The 20,169-nt window shown below is 35.6% G+C and carries 18 protein-coding genes; 12 read left to right on the top strand and 6 right to left on the bottom strand.

The window, feature by feature from the left end:
• Position 1: 1 nt before the first annotated feature.
• Positions 2 to 871: an ABC transporter ATP-binding protein gene (locus JF75_RS00275; protein ID WP_046331360.1), complete on the top strand. Its 870-nt coding sequence runs from the start codon at positions 2 to 4 to the stop codon at positions 869 to 871.
• On the opposite strand, the gene JF75_RS00280 is transcribed toward JF75_RS00275, so the two are convergent.
• Positions 868 to 1,713, bottom strand: a complete 846-nt coding sequence (locus JF75_RS00280; RefSeq protein WP_046331361.1) for an Rgg/GadR/MutR family transcriptional regulator — start codon at positions 1,711 to 1,713, stop codon at positions 868 to 870. The genes JF75_RS00275 and JF75_RS00280 overlap by 4 nt on opposite strands.
• A gap of 140 nt (positions 1,714 to 1,853) precedes the next feature.
• Here JF75_RS00280 and JF75_RS00285 point away from each other — a divergent pair, with 140 nt between their 5' ends.
• Genes JF75_RS00285 through JF75_RS10550 form a run of 4 tightly spaced genes read left to right on the top strand, consistent with a single transcriptional unit; the run spans position 1,854 to position 4,135 of the window.
• The gene (locus tag JF75_RS00285; RefSeq protein ID WP_046331362.1) at positions 1,854 to 3,452 is read left to right on the top strand and encodes an ABC transporter ATP-binding protein; all 1,599 of its coding nucleotides are present in this window, start codon (positions 1,854 to 1,856) and stop codon (positions 3,450 to 3,452) included.
• Positions 3,442 to 3,705, top strand: a complete 264-nt coding sequence (locus JF75_RS00290) for a DUF2087 domain-containing protein (protein WP_046331363.1) — start codon at positions 3,442 to 3,444, stop codon at positions 3,703 to 3,705. Before JF75_RS00285 ends, JF75_RS00290 begins: the two co-directional genes overlap by 11 nt.
• A 24-nt stretch (positions 3,706 to 3,729) precedes the next feature.
• Positions 3,730 to 3,975, top strand: a complete 246-nt coding sequence (locus JF75_RS00295; protein ID WP_052726831.1) for a hypothetical protein — start codon at positions 3,730 to 3,732, stop codon at positions 3,973 to 3,975.
• Positions 3,976 to 3,991: 16 nt separating this feature from the next.
• Positions 3,992 to 4,135, top strand: coding sequence for a hypothetical protein (locus tag JF75_RS10550; protein ID WP_167334197.1), 144 nt, complete (start codon positions 3,992 to 3,994; stop codon positions 4,133 to 4,135).
• A 321-nt stretch (positions 4,136 to 4,456) separates the two neighbouring features.
• Here the strand turns inward: JF75_RS10550 and JF75_RS00300 are convergent, their stop codons facing one another.
• Positions 4,457 to 6,268 carry an FAD-binding protein gene (locus JF75_RS00300; protein WP_046331364.1) on the bottom strand — a complete coding sequence of 604 codons (1,812 nt, stop codon included), beginning with the start codon at positions 6,266 to 6,268 and terminating at the stop codon, positions 4,457 to 4,459.
• 13 nt (positions 6,269 to 6,281) lie between these two features.
• On the bottom strand, positions 6,282 to 8,087 hold the full coding sequence (locus JF75_RS00305) for an FAD-dependent oxidoreductase (RefSeq protein WP_046331365.1): 1,806 nt from the start codon (positions 8,085 to 8,087) through the stop codon (positions 6,282 to 6,284).
• Positions 8,088 to 8,205: 118 nt separating this feature from the next.
• Here JF75_RS00305 and JF75_RS00310 point away from each other — a divergent pair, with 118 nt between their 5' ends.
• Positions 8,206 to 9,099, top strand: a complete 894-nt coding sequence (locus JF75_RS00310) for a LysR family transcriptional regulator (RefSeq protein WP_046331366.1) — start codon at positions 8,206 to 8,208, stop codon at positions 9,097 to 9,099.
• Between the two features lie 54 nt (positions 9,100 to 9,153).
• On the opposite strand, the gene treC is transcribed toward JF75_RS00310, so the two are convergent.
• Both treC and treR read right to left on the bottom strand, forming a co-directional pair.
• Entirely contained in the window at positions 9,154 to 10,806 is a 1,653-nt protein-coding gene (gene treC, locus JF75_RS00315) for an alpha,alpha-phosphotrehalase (protein ID WP_046331367.1), read from the bottom strand.
• Positions 10,803 to 11,534 (bottom strand): trehalose operon repressor, encoded by a 732-nt coding sequence (gene treR / locus JF75_RS00320; RefSeq protein WP_046331368.1) that lies wholly within the window; start codon positions 11,532 to 11,534, stop codon positions 10,803 to 10,805. Before treR ends, treC begins: the two co-directional genes overlap by 4 nt.
• A gap of 208 nt (positions 11,535 to 11,742) precedes the next feature.
• Between treR and JF75_RS00325 the strand changes: the two genes are divergently transcribed.
• The gene (locus JF75_RS00325) at positions 11,743 to 13,722 is read left to right on the top strand and encodes a PTS sugar transporter subunit IIABC (protein WP_046331369.1); all 1,980 of its coding nucleotides are present in this window, start codon (positions 11,743 to 11,745) and stop codon (positions 13,720 to 13,722) included.
• A 103-nt stretch (positions 13,723 to 13,825) separates the two neighbouring features.
• Here the strand turns inward: JF75_RS00325 and JF75_RS00330 are convergent, their stop codons facing one another.
• On the bottom strand, positions 13,826 to 15,721 hold the full coding sequence (locus JF75_RS00330; protein ID WP_046331370.1) for a BglG family transcription antiterminator: 1,896 nt from the start codon (positions 15,719 to 15,721) through the stop codon (positions 13,826 to 13,828).
• A 198-nt stretch (positions 15,722 to 15,919) separates the two neighbouring features.
• Between JF75_RS00330 and JF75_RS00335 the strand changes: the two genes are divergently transcribed.
• From JF75_RS00335 to JF75_RS00355, 5 genes are all read left to right on the top strand, one after another.
• Entirely contained in the window at positions 15,920 to 16,240 is a 321-nt protein-coding gene (locus JF75_RS00335; RefSeq protein WP_046331371.1) for a PTS sugar transporter subunit IIB, read from the top strand.
• A 12-nt stretch (positions 16,241 to 16,252) separates the two neighbouring features.
• Positions 16,253 to 17,491 carry a PTS sugar transporter subunit IIC gene (locus JF75_RS00340; protein WP_046331372.1) on the top strand — a complete coding sequence of 413 codons (1,239 nt, stop codon included), beginning with the start codon at positions 16,253 to 16,255 and terminating at the stop codon, positions 17,489 to 17,491.
• A gap of 8 nt (positions 17,492 to 17,499) precedes the next feature.
• Entirely contained in the window at positions 17,500 to 17,844 is a 345-nt protein-coding gene (locus tag JF75_RS00345) for a PTS sugar transporter subunit IIA (RefSeq protein WP_046331373.1), read from the top strand.
• Positions 17,837 to 19,282, top strand: a complete 1,446-nt coding sequence (locus JF75_RS00350; RefSeq protein WP_046331374.1) for a glycoside hydrolase family 1 protein — start codon at positions 17,837 to 17,839, stop codon at positions 19,280 to 19,282. The genes JF75_RS00345 and JF75_RS00350 overlap by 8 nt, the downstream gene beginning before the upstream one ends.
• Before the next feature lie 182 nt (positions 19,283 to 19,464).
• A complete protein-coding gene (locus JF75_RS00355) occupies positions 19,465 to 20,067 on the top strand; it encodes an NAD(P)H-binding protein (RefSeq protein WP_052726832.1) in 603 nt (200 codons plus the stop codon).
• Positions 20,068 to 20,169 lie beyond the last annotated feature (102 nt).

Raw genomic sequence — 20,169 nt, forward strand, 5'->3', positions numbered from 1 at the left:
AATGTTAAAAATAAAAGATGTCACATTGGCATTTGCTAAGAACGTTGTTTTAGACGATGTTAACTTGGAATTTAAGCAGGGCGAGATCGTTGGTCTCGTAGCGCCTAATGGTACTGGTAAGTCGACCTTGATCAACGTTATTTTGCATAATCTGACGCCGCAAAAAGGGTTTGTTGAATATGAAAATACACGTTATCAAACACAAAAAGACACGATTAAATTACACCAGGAAATTTGCTCGTTTCCTGAACAAAGCGACCTGTTTCCCTTTATGACTGGACGAGATCATCTTAATTTATACGCTGATCTTTGGCACAATTCTGAAAAGCCCGTTGAGCAAATAATTAGTGACTTGCAAATGGGAAATTACGTGGATAAGAAGGTGCAGACTTATTCTTTGGGGATGAAACAGCGACTTTGTTTTGCAATGGTAGTAGCAGCTGATTCTCCTGTAATGTTGTTAGATGAAGTAATGAATGGACTTGATCCACAGAACGTAGCTTTAATTTCACAGATGCTTCTTAAACTAAAGGATGAAAACAAGTTGATCATTATGGCTTCACACCTTTTGTCTAACTTGCAGCAGTATGCTGACAGGGTCTTGTTTATGGGTAAAGGACACATTATTGAAGATCTAGACAATAAAAAGCAAAATAAACGGTATTTAAAGATGCAGTCTACCCCTGAAACGACTACGCTACTATCTGATTATCATTACGAGACTCTGCCAAATAATTTGCTACTGGTTCCTTTGGCAGAAATTACCCCGGATAAGCTGACTCAGCTGCTAGTAAACCTAGTGCAAGCCGATATTCAATACGCAGTTGAAAGAATTGATATCGAAGACTTATTTAATAAATTTTATGATTAGTTTAAAGCTTTAACCTGATTTAATATTTGCAGAAAATAAGCAGCCGTAGTTTGCATGTCCATATTAGTTAAAAAATGAATGATTGAGACAGCTGCTTCATCATTGGCAGTATTGTGGAATGTAAGAATTGCATTTAAAAATTTGCGCCCAACAATTAACAACATTTCATTATCTGGTAAGTCAATCTGGTTTATTCGTGTTAGCAGTTTATCTGCAAATTTAAACTGACTATTTGTAATTAAGCCAATTACAGCTTCAAATAATGCTGCTATACTAAAATGAAATGTACCTTCTCCTGCCTTTTTAATAAAAGAAATATTGCTGATAACCTGAACAGAGATTTGGTAAATAATTCTAGGACTAATAATAGGTATAACATTGGCAAACAGTGAAAGAAATTCATGGCCCCAAACAGTTATCTTACTTAATTGGTGGTTTAATTCATTTTGCTGGGCTATAGGAAAAATATTATGCTGTGAAGTTTTATAATACAAACTACAGGCGATTGCTGCATAATCGAGGTCAAAAGGATCTTGACTTGACTCGTATTTATTTAATGCCGCTTGAGCCAGTTTTTTCAAATAGTTTTTGTCGTGGTTACTCCAAGATTCTTCTAAAATAAGCGCAATATGATCCTGCGGGTCGAGTTTAGCAAGCGCAATATATTCAGTTGCCGATAAACTAATTCTTTCGCACAGTTTTAATACCCGGTTAAAATCCATATGGCCTTGATTATTTTCCCAGCGGGAAAGCATTTGAATGGAACAAATGCCTTTAGCTGCTTCTTTAAGCGTAATATGCTGTTTTTTCCTTAATTGTTTAAATTCAATTCCTGAATGCATGTTATTTCGTCCTTTTTAAGATATTATGCACTTTTTTCTCATATATGAGAAATAAAAAAGCGAGAAAAATAATTCATGCTTTAATATGTTTAATCAAAAAAATATCTTAACCGTTTTAATAATAAAGAAGGAGTAGAAAAATGCAATCTTCATTAAAATTTGCACCTAAATGGAAACTCGTTGCCTACACACTTTTAGCAATAGTAATGGCATTTGGCAATGTGGTAATTGCATATGTCACTAAGATCATGTTAAATGCAGCGCAATATCGTCAAGGCGATAGTGGCAATTTAATTAGAATTGCCAGCATTGGTGCTGCAACAATCTTAATTATTATGTTGTCTAATTTTGTGTACCGTTATATCAAGTGCGCTATTATTCAAGATGTCAATGTTTATCTTAAAGACAAAACGATGAGCTATCTGATTGAACAGCGCAGTGATTCACAAAAGGATGGTTTAAGTCTGATGACCAACGATCTTAAACAGATTGAGACGTCTAAGACTACAAATGAATTAATGATCATTGCAGAATTAGTTTCTTTTTTGCTATCAGTAGTAGTTGGTTTAATCAATTCCTGGATTTTAACTTTAATTTTTATGGTAACTACTTTAATTCCTGGACTAGTGCAAAGGGCTTTTACCAAAACAATTCAAGCAAAAGCAAAAGTTTGGGAGACAAATAACATCGCATACACTCAGAGTGTGAATGACGGGTTAAACGGAGCGCAGACTGTCGGCTTATACGATGCCCAAAGTTCGACTATTAGTAAAGTGGTTAATAGTGCCAAAAGAATGGAAGAAGCATTAAAGAACTTAAATTTCACACAAGCTGCAGCGGGAGAAGTCATTATGGCTTTTGCAGATATTTTTAGCTTTATTTTACCCTTTCTAGTAGGTGCCATCTTAATGCTGCAAGGTCAAATCGGTGTTGGTACTTTAATTATGATAGTGCAACTATCTAATGAATTTATTAACCCGATAGTTAATATTTTTGAACAATTGAATGCAATCAAGTCTACTAAGCCGATGTGGGATAAAGTAGAACAGGCTCTGTCTTTTTCAGCTGACAGTACTAAAAGTGCGAAAACTGGTCAATTTACTGGTTTGAAAGTTGAAGATGCAACATACAGTCAAGGTGGCAGAGAGATTTTCACTCATCTTAATCTTACCGTAGCACCTAATGAAAAAATCTTGCTCATGGCACCAAGTGGTTGGGGAAAGACTACGTTGTTAAATTTAATATTAGGTAAAATTAAACCTAGTGAAGGTCATGTTTATATTGATGGTGAAGATGTCACGGGTAATTGGGCCGAAGCCCACGATAATTTCAGTTACGTTAACCAAAAGCCATTTATCTTTGATGATACAATCAAATTTAATATTTTACTGGGGCGGAAAGTTTCCCCAGCAAATTTGGCTAAAGCAGTCGATTCGGCAGGACTAACTGAACTCGTGGATGAAAAAGGCTGGGATTATCAGGTTGGTGAAAAAGGAGCAAACTTATCTGGGGGACAAATACAAAGAATTGAAATTGCGCGTGCTTTTCTCTCTGAACGGCCAGTATTGCTCGCTGATGAAGCTACTAGTGCACTTGATCCGGAACTGTCACTTGCAATTCATAAAACGTTATTAAAAAAGCCTAATTTGGCAGTAATTGAAGTGGCTCATAAAATTTCTGCTGCTGAAAAATCATTATTTGATCGGATAATTAATTTAAATGGAGAAAATGAAGAATAAAGAAGTATTAATGCGCTATATTGATGATGGAGTTGTTAAAGTTTGGCCTGGTAAGGCTAAAAACCGGATGTTGATTTTACAATATTTGGCAACTAAATTTGAACCAGCAAAAAAATATTCTGAGCAGGAAGTAAATTTAATTTTAATGCGTTATGTGGCTGATTATGTTACTAGAAGGCGAGATTTAATTGAAAATCATCTTTTAAAGAGAACGGATGACGGTAGATTTTACTGGCTAAATGAAGAAAATTAAAAAACAAATAATGTATGTCAGTAATTGAAGGATAAATTTTGGGATATTAATGTAGCTAAACCAATTGAAACTTGGTCGGTAAGAGTGCTTAATGCCTTTGCATCTGGTTTAAATGAAAGAGCAGGCGATCTATTAAATATGTTACAGTCCAAAGAATATAAACTTGATATTAACGATGAAAAACAAACTATTCAGGGCGTTTATGTGTCTGATAAAGCTATGTATTTTGAGCTAAGAGGAGTTATTGTGGCTAGTCATCTAGAAGGTTAGGGCCCAATTAAAAAAGATGTTGAAAGCGTATCAGATGGAGTTCTTAACCCAGACCCAGAGGAAGTTAAAGAAATTATGGAAATTTGGTAGGGCAGCGATGAGTGACTGGATTAAAGATACACTATATGACAATGGTGTAATGAAAAATAAGCAAAATTAAATTTAACGGTATATACGATTTGGCAGGTAAATATCACCCTGGTAATTTTCAAAAAAACGGCTATGAATTTTTCGATCATTCACGCTTTGATTATGCAGAGAAAAATATTAAAGACATTATTCATGATCAGTCCAAACAAGTAAGCTTAGAAGCAGACTATTTAAATTACTAGATGAATAAACTTCATATAATCATTTTGAGAAGGTAATGGTCGTAGTTGTAAAGTGCTTATGCTTGCTAGTTAATATCAAAATAACCACTTTACTTTTAATTGAAGTAAAAGTGGTTATTTTGATATTTAGAATTTATAAAGAAATTATATTATTTGATTTTTGCTAATGCATCATCTACAGCGCTTTTAACAGCTTTCGAAGTCAGCGAAGCCCCAGAAACCGCATCAACATTGGTTGAATTAGATTCAATAATGTTGTGAAGCAAAGGTTTAATGATTTTTTGACCAATTTCCTTAGTTTCACTTTGTTTGATTACATTGATATCTTGGATATTTTGGTTATTTTTATCCATGGTTACTTTGACTACGAATTCATTTCCCATGCCTTGATCACTTTTACCCAGAAACTGATTGGCACCAAGTTGGTAATTTTCTGTTTGTTCATCACTAGCTAGAATTTTAGGGTCGAGTGGAGCAACACTATCCGCTTTTTCTACTGGTTCTTGGGCGACATTTTCTCCAGCAATTTTACCAAATATCAACAACTCTGCAACATCTTGACCAGCTTGATATTGATTAGTGGTTATACTACCGGCTTCGCCAGCACTATATAAGCCCTTGATTGCCGAACCATCTGGCTTTAAAACTTCAGCCTTTTCGTTTCTGCGTGGACCACCCTGAGTGTTTAAAGCTGCAGGTTGCAACTTAATTGCGTATATTTGTCCATCAGCAAGTGGGGTCATTGTTTGGCCATTTCTGCTAAATGAATAATCCTTGCCTAATTTAGCAAGTTCGTTAAAGTCCTTAACTGTGTTAGTAAAAATGGTTGAATCAAAATTAAGTTTTGCGGCAAGTTCACTAGCAGAGGAGGCTGCAATTGCTTTATTTAAAGCAGATTGTAATGCACTATCCTGTATTTGTTCCAATTTGGCTTTTTGCTTTTGGTCAAAAATAATCCAAGATTGTGTAGTCAGATATGGGTGTCTGCCAAAGCCATGAATAAACAGATAGCCGGCTTTAGAATGCTGGTCTTCTGCAAAGTAACGTGTGCCATCATTACCTACAACGAAAATGCTGCCTGTGTATAGTTCTGGCCAAGTGTATGATAAAATGCCGCGCTGGCCATTTGCAACTGCATAAGTCAACCCATGATATAAACCACCGCCATTGTAAACACTGGTATGCCATTGATCAGCACCAACTTCAATACTTAAATTGATAGAATCTCCCTTATTATATAAGGTACCCATTGGTACCATCTTAGGAACGCCTAGGTAATCCTGAATTCGTTCAGGATCGTTTTCAAAGCCGCCGGCTGTGAGAACAACTCCTTTTTTGGCGTGGACATATACTTCTTGTCCATGTCTATTGATTACTGCTCCTACGACTTTGCCGGTTGAGTCTTGCACTAAGTGAATAGCCGGAGATTCATACCAAACGGTAATATGATCAAGGCGTTTCATGACCTCATTTCTGAGTACTTTCCACAAAGCTCCGTCTTCAATTTGCTGCCCATCATGTACAGTGTATAAGTCATAGTCGGAAGCTCCCGGATAGTCAGGATAATCAGGGAAATCTCCTTTGACCGATTGAACTGCTGGTCTGTCTGGATGTGCTAAAAAGCTGAAAGGTTCAACATGAAGGTATTTTTTTAAGTAATTAGGCATATCAGCTACGCCATCAACAAAAGTATCTATGATTTTTTGATTAAGATCAAAGGGTGCCGTCATTTTGGAATAGTATTTTTGATAAGAAAATTTGCTTTTAGTACCTGCAATCATTTGTCCACAATAACGAGTATTACCACCTTCGTGGCCAACGGGTGCAACATCTGTTAAAAGCACTTTGCAATTGTTGTCAGCAGCAAACCTTGCGGCAGTAGCGCCTGCTCCTCCAAAACCAATAACTATAACATCGAAATCAGCCTGCCAATTAAAATTGTTAATTTGTGTTGTTAGCATTTTTTAAAATCCTTTATTCTAACCCTAAAACTGACCTTGCTGCACGCCGGCCTTGATGAACGATGCCACCGATGGCTGTCCCAGAACCAGGGTAGTATGAACCAAGCCAGCCGCCAGCATTGAGTCCTGCTGCGTACAAACCCGTAATAGGTTGATTATAAACATCAAGTACGTTGCATTTCTTATTAATCTTTAGTCCACCTAAAGCGCCTAAATTGCCTGGCGTGTTGCGGTATGCGTAGTAAGGTCCGGAAAATGGTCTTACACCATTTGTTCTGTTGTATTCGGGATCTGCGCCATTAGCGGTATTTTTATTCCAAGTATTAACGCTGTTAACCAGGTTTGCTTTAGGAACATTAATTTTGTCTGCTAATTCTTCGAGTGAATCGGCTTTGACTACTAAACCGCTTTTGACATCGCTCTCTAATGATTCTGGGTTCCATGGACTAGTTTTTTCATTAATAGAATCTGCACCAAAAATCTGATAAGTTGGTTTGTCTAGTTGCTTTTCCTGGTTAAAAATTGCCCGGAATTCATAAGCATAAGTTGCATCTTCATTAACAAATCTTAAGCCATTGCCATTAACAAAAATTGAGGGAATTGTAGGAACGCGATCATCAGTACCATTGCCGGTTCTGGCATCAAAGTCAATTGTTCCGCCAAAGCCGGTAACAGCTGCACCAATTGCCATGCCCATCACGATGCCGTCACCTTGATCTGTTAAGACAGACCAACAATGATGAGCTTTAACATCATCATAATGTTGTGGACTCAAGTCTTTAGCTAATGCTACATTTTGGTCAATCGAGGCTGTTGCTAAAATGACGCCGCGTCTTGCTTTTAGATATTTAAGCTGATGGTCTTTTCCTTCACTAACAACACCAATAACCTTGCGCTCAGTGCCGTCTCCAGCTGTAATTAATCCTATCACAGCAGTGTTATATGTGATTTCTGCTCCTTGTTTTAAGGCATATTTGAGGAGATGTTGGGTTAAAATAATACCGTTTCCACTGGCACCGCCATTTTCATAAACATGAATCCGATCCGCAAAATGATCTTTAGCATAAGGAATCTCAGTGTGTCCGTAGACATTCGTCCATTTAATACCCATATTGGCCAGCCACTCAATATTTTTTGGAGAATTTTGAGTAAAATCATGTACTAAATCTTGGTAAACACGACCTTCACCTGCTTTTAAATATTCCTGCTCATGATTTTCAGGGGTATCGTTTTGATATTTAGTAGATTCTTTTTGTAATTCCGTACCCGCTGCTTGAATGACACCTCCGGAATAGTTAGTTGTACCACCAGCGATGCCTTGTTTTTCAATTACCATCACAGAAGCGTGATTTTCTGTGGCTGTAGCAGCAGCGGCTAGACCGGCACCACCGGAGCCTACGACAATTAAATCATATTCACCGTCATATTCGTCTACATCATAATCGGTAACTGTTTCTTTAAGTAACGGATAATTTGCAAGCTCGGGAATACCATTTTCTTTTGTGTGAGAATTAGGCTGCGAAGCACCTGAAACTGCATCTACGTTGGCTTTCGTCTTTATTCCTGCTTCATTAGCAGCCTTGATAGCAGCCTTTCTTAAAGCACCAGTTGAAATTGAAGCGCCTGAAATTGCGTCAACTTCAGCAGAATTTTCTTCATTGGCTTTTTTCAGCCAAGTTGCAATTCCTGCTGCTCCTACTGTATTGGGCGTAACATTTTCAGCCCAAATCTGCTTAATTTTGTTTTTATTTTCATCAACGTCAATCACAGCTTTAATTATGCCGTGAAAACCTTTTTCTTCTGCACTATATTGACTCATAGTTTTACCTCTAAAATTTTAATTTTATTGTTATCGCTTTCGAAATTAGTATATTTTATTTATACTTATAAGTGAAATCAATATCAGTTATTAATAATAGAAATTATTTATAAGAAAAATGGATATAAAAAAATTAGAGACTTTTATTAATTTAGTTGAAACTCGAAATTATACTAGAACAGCAAAAGCACTTCATGTGACTCAACCGACGGTTTCCCATGATATTAAGGCAATTGAAAATGAAATTGGTGTGAAACTATTTAATCGTAATAAACGATATGTAAATGTTACCCAAGATGGCAAAGCCTTTTACAAAAAAATCAGACCTATAATTAATAACTATTATTCAGCTGTACAAGATATTCAAAAGAAAGATTTGGCTGATAATTATAAAATAATAATAGGCTATTCATATACGCCTTTTAACGACTTGTACATTCCAATCTGGATTAAAAATTTTCAGCAAATTTATCCCAAAGCTAAGTTTTCAATTATTAGTTTGAATCACAACGAATTGAAGCAACAAGTCTTATCGGGAGAAATAGATGTGGTTATCACTACGAGACGAGATGCAGCAGATTTAAATAATATAAAAAGTTATCATATTGAGACTGAGGCATTTAAGGCAATTGTTCCTGAAAAGAATCCTTTATGTCAGAAGAATAAACTTGAATTAGAGGACTTCCAAAATGAAAAAATGCTTTTTCTTGATAATAATTGGGCAGCAGAAGATCTAATTAATTTACAAAATAAAGTAATGCATATAAATAATCAAATGCATATTACATATGTTAATGATCTATCTGCTCTTAACATTTTAATTAAAGCTGAACAGGGCATTGCTTTTGGACTGTACTGCCTCTATCCTCATTTGAATGAAAATTCTGTTTATGTTCCGCTTGATTGGGAGCCGCAAGTTGATTTAGTAGCCATTACGCAGAAAGATAATAAAAAAAGAATTGTTTATCAGTTTATCAAGTTCATTCAAGAATTCGAATTTGACTTTAACTAGTACAGAAAATATAAAAAGAAAGGCTGACAGGTCAGTCTTTCTTTTTGCATTAAGCTATATTAATAAAGCCAGTGATTCATAGGGCTGTAAAGCTAAAGTTTTAGGCACTTCTTGAAAATTTTTATCGTAGTTGCTAATTAAAGTTTGTGCTTTTTGCCCTTGATAAGAAGCGGGTAAACCGTAAGTTGCTTTTTGCCCATAAAAGTTGTTAATTACAAGTAAGGTTTGTCCTCGGTAAAGCCTGCAATAAGCAAAAACTTGTGGGTGTTCCAAGTCAATGGGTTCATAGCTTCCCTTAGCAATAATGGGGTAATGTTTTCTTAAGTAAATCAGCTTTTGATAATATGGGAAAATTTCACCATGATCAAGTTCAGCCGCCACGTTAATTTGCTCTTGATCTTTTGGCTTTAGCCAAGGGGTTCCAGTAGTAAAGCCGACGTTGACGGTGTTATCCCAATGCATTGGCGTTCTGCTATTATCGCGCGACTTTGCCTGAATAATTGCCAGCGCTTTGGAGTCACTTAAGCCTTGCTTTTTAAGCTCATCATAGGCATTGAGTGTTTCGACATCCACATAGTCCGTAATCTTTTGGTAATTGGGATTGATCATGCCAATTTCTTCGCCCTGATAAATATAAGGGGTCCCGCGTAATAGGTGCATTACGGTAGCCAACATTTCAGCGGATTTTTCCCGAAAATGAATAGGATCACCAAAACGGCTCAGTGCCCAGGGCTGGTCATGATTATTCCAAAACAGGGCATTCCAGCCACCACCTTGACTCATTCCAATCTGCCAGTTATTAAGAGCATTTTTTAAAGCGGAAAAGTCAAAAGGTATTTTGGTCCATTTCTGACCATTTTGATAATCAACTTTTAGATGATGAAATGTGAAAACCATTGATAATTCATGATTATCTTTTCTAGTGTAAGCAACGGAATTGGCAACAGTTGTTGAGGACATTTCTCCCACAGTAATAGCATCTGGCTCCTGACCAAACGTTTTTTGATTTAATTCTTTTAGGTATTGGTGCACTATCGGCTGGTCTGTATACATTAACTTGCTAGCAGTGTTTTTAGGCGCATCAGTGAGTTTTTCATCTTTGCCAATAACATTAATCACGTCAAAACGAAAGCCTTTGACCCCTTTGTCACGCCAAAAATTAACGACCTTAAATAGTTCTTTCCTAACTGCAGGATTATGCCAGTCGAGGTCAGCTTGAGTTTTGTCATATAAATGAAGGTAATACTTGCCGGTTTTGCCAAATGGGGCCCAGGCTGGCCCACCAAACTTAGATGTCCAATTGTTAGGTAAGCTGCCATCTGCTTTAGGCTTTCTAATGTAGAAAAATTTTTGATAATATTCGTCTCCAGCCAACGCCTTTTTAAACCAAATGTGATCGGTGGAACAATGATTTAAAACCATGTCGAGCATCACACCAATATGGTTTTGAGCTAGCTTTGCGACTAATTCTTCGAAATCGGCCATTGTGCCAAATAATGGATCAATTTCGTAATAATTTGCGATGTCATAGCCATTATCGTTTTGAGGAGACACAAAAAAGGGATTAAACCAAATCATATCGATATTTAGTTTTTTTAAGTAGGGGATTTTTGCGATAATTCCCCTTAAGTCACCGATCCCGTCACCATTGCTGTCATAAAATGATTTGGGATATATTTGGTAAATCACTTTGTCAGCTAAACTCATAATATAAGTCCTCCATTTTTAGCTTTTCTATGGGCGAAGTCTACAAATTTAAATTTATCAGGCCGGTGTTGCGAAATAGTGTACTGAAAAAAAGATGTATCTTTCAAATAAGTTAAACTACGCACTACCACCACTAAGTTAGTATCGGTAAGGTGCAACTGCGCCATTACATTTTTACTTGCCGGTTCTACAGTAATAGTTTTAGTGGCATAATCAATTTCAAGTCCTAAATCATGTTCAAAATAGTGGTATAAAGAACTTTTTGCCTGGCTAGCTGATATGTCAGGTACATATTTTTTTAAAATATAATCTTCGTCAACTACTATTGGCTCCTGATTAATTAACCGTAAACGGGCTACATAGGTTGCGGCAGTTTCTGTTAAGGATAAATGTTTACGGATTATAAAAGGCATCTGGGCATCTTCTAAGGCCAATATTTTCGTTGCAGCATGCATTTGCTTTTGCTTGTTCAGTTCGTCAAAAGATTCAATATCAGAAATAGGGAAGGCAATCCTTGCTGCATTAATAACTACTGAGCCCTTTCCTTTTATTTTTTGAATTATGCCAGCATCTAAGAGTTCGTTTAAAGCTTTTCTAATTGTTTCACGTGAAACATTATAAAGTTCTGACAGAGCAGGCTCACTCGGTAAAAAATCACCGACAACATATTGTTTGTGCTTTATTTTATTTGTTAGATCCGCTGCTATTTGTAAATATTTAGCTCTCATTATTAGTTATCCACCTTTTAACACTAATCATACCACCTTACGTTTATTTTTTACCTGTCTAGACCAATAAAAAATAAAAAAATTTTTGTTACAACAACATAATAAGCAATTTATTGACACCTGTCTATACAAGAACTATAATTTTAAGGAAAGCGTTATCAGTATATGTGACTGACCTTTTATGTTGTAATTTTCTGGAGGCTAAAATATGAGTAGTACGATTAAAATACTGGCACCTGTTGCCGGTGAGGTCATTAACCTGGAGGATGTTAATGATCCGGTTTTTTCTCAGAAGAAGCTAGGTGAAGGATTTGCCGTTAAACCCAGCGCAGGAGAAATAGTTTCGCCTGTAACTGGGAAGGTGGTAATGGTTGCCGAAACAAAGCACGCACTTGGTTTGCAAACTGCGGATGGTGTGGAAGTGATGATTCACCTAGGTATAGATACCGTTGAACTTGATGGCAAACCGTTTGATTTGCAAGTGGCAGCTGGCTCTGAAGTAAAAGCTGGCCAGCAACTGGGGACAATGGATCTGCAAGCGATTAAAGATGCCCAAAAAGATGATACAGTGATTTTGGCAATTACTAATACCGCTGATGTTTTAGCTGGTATCGATCTTGCTCTGGGCACTAAAGCTGCTGGTGAAATTGCAGCCACTATCACGTTGAAACAAGCTAAAGCAGCACCAGCTGCAGCTAACAAAAATGAAAATAAATACCAAACTACGGCACGTGAAATTGTTAAGGCGGTTGGTGGCGCTGATAATGTTAAAAGCGTTATGCACTGCTTTACCCGTCTGCGCTTTACCTTAAATGATGATAGTATTCCGCAGGATGACGAGGTTAATAATATTAAAGGTGTAATAGATGTTACCCGTGCTAATAACCAATATCAAATAGTTATTGGGCAAACGGTAGAAGATGTTTACGATGAACTAATTAAGCTACTCGGGCCTGAATATGCTGGACAAGGTGAGCCTGCACCTGCTGCTCCAGCCCCAGCAGCTAACCAATCTCTTGGTGGCAAGATTAAAAATGGCTTCTTCCAGTTAATAGGCGTAATTACCGGTTCTATGATGCCTGTAATTGGTTTGCTGGCAGCCAGTGGTATGTTAAAAGGTATTCTTAACATCTTGACTAACTTTTGCCACATGTCTACGGCTTCTCCAACTTACACTATTATTAATGCGATGGGGGATGCATCGTTTTACTTCTTGCCTTTAATTGTTGGATTTACTGCTGCTCAAAGATTAGGCTCTAATCCGGTAGTTGTTTCTATTATTGGCGGCTTTCTGATTTACCCTGATTTAGTAAAAATATATGCCAGCGGTAAATTCAGTTATTTTCTAGCCGGTGTAGGTATTAATGCCAACTTCTTTGGTATTCCAATTCATATTCCGCAATATACTTATTCGATTTTCCCAATGATTTTTGCGGCTTGGATGGCTGCTAAGATTGAACCGTGGATTAAGAAGTGGATGCCAGTCACATTAAGACAAATTTTCACTCCTCTAGTAGAAATCTTTTTAGTAGGGATGACCGTCTTAATTATTGTTGGTCCCGTAATTTCATTTATTTCTACGGGAATTGCCAAAGTATTGCAATGGCTCTTAACTGTCAACACTGCACTTTCCGGTCTCATTATCGGTGGTCTTTACCAGATACTGGTTATCTTCGGACTGCACTGGGCTGTAGTTCCAATTATTGCGAATGATATTGCTGCAACGGGACATAGTATTTTAAACGGTATTGTTTCAGTAACGATGATTGCACAAGGTGCTGGCGCCCTTGCAGTTTGGTTTAAGACTAAGCACAATCCTGACCTAAAGGGCTTATCTTTAAGTGCTGCTATTTCCGCTGCTGTCGGTATTACTGAGCCGGCAATGTACGGTGTTAACTTAAAGTATGGTCGTGTATTTATGACTTCCAGCCTCGGTGCTGCCATTGGTGGCCTGGTCAACGGTCTGCTTAAAGTTGATATGTATGGTTTTACTGGTAGCTTGATTGGTTTTCCATCCTTTGTTCCTAAAGCTGGACAAGGCAATCCTAATAACCTGCTGAACTTCTGGATCGCTTCCATTGTGACAATTGTCGCTGCTTTTGCTTTGACCTACTTCTTTGGTTATAAGGAAAACGACGCTGATAGTCCTAAAGATGCACCCAAGAAGAAGAATTTAGCTGATTTATAATTAAAGACTTTAAAAGTAACTAAATTTCCATAATTAAAGTGCTCCTAAATAGTTAGACATATAATCTAATTATCAGGAGCGCTTTTTTGATTGATTTTATATTTTATAATAATAGATCTTTGTAAAACTCATCAATACTTTGGGCATTAAGAACTTTGGCAAATGTTTTTTCATCTGAAAGAAACTCCATTAAGTTTTCATACATATTTCGAAATACGTCTTTATATTCTTCAGAAATTGAAATTATAAATACCATGTTAACTAATTTGTCATCCCATTCAATTCCTTGTTGAGATAGTAAAACAGCAACTTTTGTTTGAGGAGAATTATAATTCATAGGGTGAATGATAGCAATTTTATTAAAAGCAGTTGATCCCATAGATTCTCTTTGTAAAATTTCACTATAAAAGCTTGTATTAACAATCCCTAAGGACTTCATCTTCAAATAAATTTTTTTGGTTATTTTTTCTTTCGTGGTTTTAGTATCAATATTCCAAAATAAGTCATTTGAAAAAAATGGCAGAGACCTTTTTTTAAATAAGTTTTTCTTTTTCTGTAAAGATGCTTCATCTATTGCGGCTTGAATTTTTGCTTTTTGTTTATTTAAGCTAAATGGACTTAATTGTATGTATTTTTGATTTGTCTGGCTCTTTTCATTTTGAAGCATAATTATAAAAATAAGGTCGTAAGAATTAAAGTCACTATTATTATCAGTTTCATCAGTTTCTTTTACAATCGTGATATCTTTAGTGAAATTGCGTCTAAAAAAATCGTGTACTTGTTCTCTGATATTTAAATAAGTAGGAACAATCAGCTCTGCTTTCAGTTTTTCAGGATTGTGTTTCTGCCTTTCAATTTCTGCGCCAATATGAAGTGCTATGAATGCAATTTCATCTTCAGAAACTTTAACTTGCCAAATTTTGTTAATTTGGAATGCAACATATGTAGCAATGTCATAGATTAGGGGGAAATTATTACTTATATTAATTTTAATTGGATTACGAAGGGTTTGATGATGCTTTAGACGAAAAAGAAGATTATAAAGATGGATAGAAAAAGGCTGGATAAACTTAACGGAACTAAGGTCTACTAAATACATATTAGAAACTTTACTAATAATCAATTGAATATTTTTAGTAAATGCTTTATCAAAATATTTTTGATTAGAAATCTCTGAATATAAGTTTGCATTTGATTTAAATAAAATATCTATTTCTTGAATTTCTGATGCAGATATATTGGCGGAAAATGTTTTTTTGATTGATTTAGCCAAATCTATTGTATACTTTCCTACTTTGCTTCGATCAGGTGAAGAAGATTGATTAATTGTCTTTCCAATAGATAGCCTAGACACAAGGATTAATAGATGTAACAAAAGATTGTTATAAGAAAACTCATTCAGTTGCAGATCATATTTTTTGATAATTTGATCTATCATAGTTTGTAGTTTATCAGTTGTTTCCTTGCCAAATGACTTTTCTAAATAAGCACTATTTAATAGATTGCCAGTATTTTCGCGATAAATTGAGTAACTAAATAATTGTCTCTTATTGTATTCTTTCCCTGATAAAGATAATTGATCATGAGAGGATACAATTTTTAAATGCCACTGATTCAACCTTTTATTAATAAAATTAATTGCTCTTTTTAATGTCGTATATGAAATATAAAGTTCATTAGCTAAACTGAATGAATCCAAAGAACTGTTTCGCAGAAGCTTTTGGATGATGTAAGTAAATCTTTCCTCGCTATTTTGTGGTATATGTGATCCAACTTCTTGTTTTATTCGGAGTAGTTCTGTGGCAGCAAGTCTGTCAGTAATGTAATATCCAGTATTATTTGCAGAAATAATTTGACTGTCACTTAAACCATTAATTTCATGAACATAATTTCTTATGGTTCTTGCTGATACTTTTAGCTGATTAGCTAAATCTTTGCTGACTATGGTGCTTTCTGACTTTAACAGTATTCTTATTAGATCGCTTAGTTTATCATGCATAATGAATCTCCCCCTGTAAATCTGACTCCCAATATTAGTTATTTTTATGCTAAAGAAAATAGGCATCAACTCTACTTTTTCATCAGTGTAGGAAATAAAGTATTTCCGCTACAGTGGAAAAGCTTAGGATGAATAAATTTCGGAAGCTTAGGATAATAAAGTTGATCAAACAAGTTTGAAAGATTTAGGAGGTTCAACATGTCTGAGACGAAAAAGATTTTATTAGTCTGTGGTATGGGAATGTCCAGTGGTTTTTTAGCTACTAGTGCACGCAAAGCAGCAAAAAAACTTGGCAAGAATTATCAGATAGAAGCACGAAGTGAAACAGAAGTTTCATCATTTTTATCTTCTATTGATGGATTGCTGATTGGACCGCATTATTCTCAAAAATTAGACTCATTTCGGAAACAAGCGCAACCATATCATGTTCCCGTAGAAGTCATTCCAGATAAAATTTATGGAATGATTGATGGAAAAGGGTTAATTGAATTTATTCAAAACTCTTTATTTAAAGAATAGGAGGAAACAATTATGCATAGTGTCATTGATTGGCTGTCTAATAAAGTTGCACCCTCAATGAAAAAATTTGTAGATAGACCTTGGGTTGCAACCATTGCAGATTCAATGCAAAAAATTATTCCTTTTATCTTAGCGGGATCTTTGATTTTTCTTTATAACGTTTTTCGTTCTTATATTCCTGCACTACCAGATTTAAGTAATATTTCTAATTTTACTTTTGGTATGCTCGGCATATTAATTTCATATCTAATTGCTAGTGAGGCGATGGAAAAGCTAAATCATCCACAATACTTACAAACAGCTGGGTTAACAGCTGTTGCCACTTTCCTGATTGCAATTAACCCTAGAATTGATGCTAAAGGTATTTTTACTGCTGAATTTAGTCGCTTTGGGGCAACCGGTTTGCTAGTAGGAATGTTAACAGGCTTAGTGGTAGCAATCATTTTTAATTTATGGGGCAAACTACACCTTTTAGAAAGTTCAAGTATACCAGATTTCGTTGTGGGATGGATTAATACTATCATTCCTATTTTGCTGAATGTTGCCTTATTCAGCATTATCGTTTTTATGAATAAACTTGATCCGTTTAAGTTAATCAATTTGGTCTTCAGTCCATTACAAAGTTTTGGTCAGACCCTACCGGGATTCTTACTATTAAGCTTGATACCGACTTTCCTATATACTTTGGGAATTTCTTCATGGTCGTTTAATGCCGTTTCAACGCCAATATTTATGGCTGGTATCACTGCCAATATTGCGGCTGTTGCTGCAGGTAGACCCGCAACCAATATTTCTACTAGTGAAGTAATGTTCACCACTGCCCTAATTACTATGGGAGGAATGGGAGCAACTTTAACTTTAAATATATTAATGCTATTTGCTAAGTCTACTCGTTTAAAAGCCATTGGCAGAATCTGTATTATTCCATCAATTTTTAACATCAATGAACCGATTATGTTTTCGACTCCTGTTGTTATGACACCAATATTAATGATACCTACATGGATTAATGCTATTACTGGGCCATTAATTGTTTGGATTGTAATGAGACTGCACTGGCTAAATATTCCTTCAAAAATGATTCAAATTGGACAAATTCCTGCTCCATTTTCTTCGGTAATGATTACAGAAGATTTAAGAGCTGTAATTTGGTATGTTGTTTTATTTATAGTTTATTTAGCAACCTGGTATCCATTTTTTAAAGTTTATGATCACCAATTAGTAGAGGAAGAAAGCCATCAAGAAAGTTAGGTGGAAGAATGGAAGATAAATCTAAAGAATTGATTTCAGTATCGATGAAAATAATTATGTCTGCTGGTAATGCCAGAAATTATGCAGATGAAGCCTTTGAATGTGCGAAAAAGGCTGATTTTACAGAAGCAAGTAAAAAAATGGAATTGGCACATAAGGAAATAACGGAGGCGCATAATTCACAAACACATATAATTCAAAGTGAAGCAAACGGTGTGACTTATAAATACTCCCCATTATTTGCACATGCACAAGACACTTTAATGACTATTTCTAGCGAGATTAATTGCGATGAAAAGTTAATTGAATTATTGAAAATATTTTTATCAAGAAAGGAAGATAGTAATGAATAAAATTTTTCCAGATTCATTTATGTTTGGCGGGGCAATAGCTGCTAATCAAGCGGAAGGAGCTTTTGAACAGGATGGTAAGGGACTGAGTACCGCTGACATACAGCCTTATTTACCGAATGTCCCAAAAACAGACTTACATTTTAATGATATGGATTCAGAAACCTTAAAGAAATATATTGAGGGTGATTACTATTATCCTAAACGGCAAGGAGTTCATTTTTATGAACGCTATCAAGAATATATTGATGAACTAGCCAAAATGCATTGTCAGACTTTACGCCTTTCGATTGCATGGACAAGAATCTTCCCTAATGGGGATGAAGATAGTCCAAACGAAAAAGGGCTTCAATTCTATGATAATTTGTTTGATTACATGCTGAAAAAGGGTATTGAGCCAATTGTTACAATTAATCATTATGAATTGCCGTTGAATTTAGTACAAAAATATGGAGGCTGGTATAACCGTAAATTAATCAAATTGTTTGTAAATTATAGCAAAGTTATACTTGATAGGTATCATAAGCAAGTAAAATATTGGATAGTCATTAACCAAATTAATTTGATTCACTTTGAGGCGTTTGCTTCTTTAGGAATTTTGATGGACAAGGTTGATAATTATCAAGAAGCTAAATATCAAGCGATTCATCACGAATTTGTAGCTTCGGCTATGGCAACTAAATATGCACATGAACTTGATAGTAGTTTAAAAATGGGTGTAATGTTAGCAGATTCATTGGTTGATCCAATGACTCCTTCACCACAAGACAGTTTATTGGCGTTTAAGAGAAATCGCTTGCAGTATTACTTTGGTGATGTGCCAATTCGAGGTGAATATCCGCAGTTTATTCTGAACTATTTTAAAGATAATAATATTGATCTCCAAATAAAAGAAGGAGATCTAGAAGTAATTAAAGAGAATACTGCTGACTTTCTCTGTGTTAGTTACTATTATACAAATACAGTTGATGCAACTAAAGACTCAATGGAACCTGCAGAAGTTGAAAAGAATCCCTATATTAAAGCCAACGAATGGGGATGGGGTATTAACCCTAATGGATTATATGAACATATTTCAGCTTATTGGGACAGATATCATTTGCCAATGATGATCGGTGAAAATGGCTTTGGTTATAATGACGTTTTGACTAAAGATAAAAAAGTGCATGATTCTTATCGAATAGATTATACTAATGAACATTTAATTGCATTGTTGAAAGCAATTAATGATGGTGCAGAAATATTTGCTTACTGTTCCTGGGCGCCTTTTGACATTATTAGTGCTGGAACAGCAGAAATGAGCAAGCGATATGGATTTATATTTGTAGATTACGATGACTATGGCAATGGTTCAGGACAATTAATTCCTAAAGATTCTTTTTACTGGTATCGTAAAGTAATTGATACTCGTGGTACATTTTTGTTTAAGGAAGATAAATAATAAAAGCATGACTGATACGATTTTTTAAAGTTGTATCAGTTTTTATGTTTTAATAATTTATCTAGCTAAAATATATAAAGAGACTATCAAAGTTGGAGTGATTACAAATTGAAAGTTCTGATAATTGGTGCTCACGGACAGATTGGGCAATTATTGGTAAAAATTCTACAAGAAAGTAAGACTTGCAAGTCATTGCAGGTTTGCGCTCCCATGAGCAGGAAAAAGCATATCAAGAAAAGGGAATTACTACTGCATTTGTTGATCTAGCAGGACCGCAAGGGCAATTGGTAAAAGTAATGCAAACGGTTGATGTAGTTGTATTTGCGGCGGGTTCAGGTGGCAAAACCGGTGCTGATGCAACGATGATGATTGACCTTGATGGAGCGGTCAAAGCAATTAATGCGGCAAAAGAAACTGGCGTTCACCGTTTTATCATGATTAGTGCAATTAAATCTGACGATCGCAGCTTTTGGTCGGATAATACACCAGCAGCAGGACCGCAAAATTATTACTATGCGGCAAAATATTATGCTGATCAGTGGTTATTGCACAGTTCACTCGACTATACGATTTTACGGCCAGTGGCACTGACTAATCAAAAGGGAACGGGAAAGATCAAAGTGGCAAATCATTTTACTGATTCTATTGCAGATATGACAATTACTCGTCAAGATGTGGCCCAAACGATTGCTGATATTATTTTAACGGGAAAATTACACCAAAAGGAATTTGATATTGCCAATGGCTCAGTACCTATTGCACAGGCAATTACAAACTTCCACTAAAAATATTTGATCATAAACTTTAAAAGGCTAATAAATTAATGCTTCGTTAACATAATTTATTAGTCTTTTACTTTGGACTAAAACCCAATAAAAAATGAATGA

The organism is Lactobacillus kimbladii, from assembly GCF_000970755.1.
Lineage (GTDB): Bacteria > Bacillota > Bacilli > Lactobacillales > Lactobacillaceae > Lactobacillus > Lactobacillus kimbladii.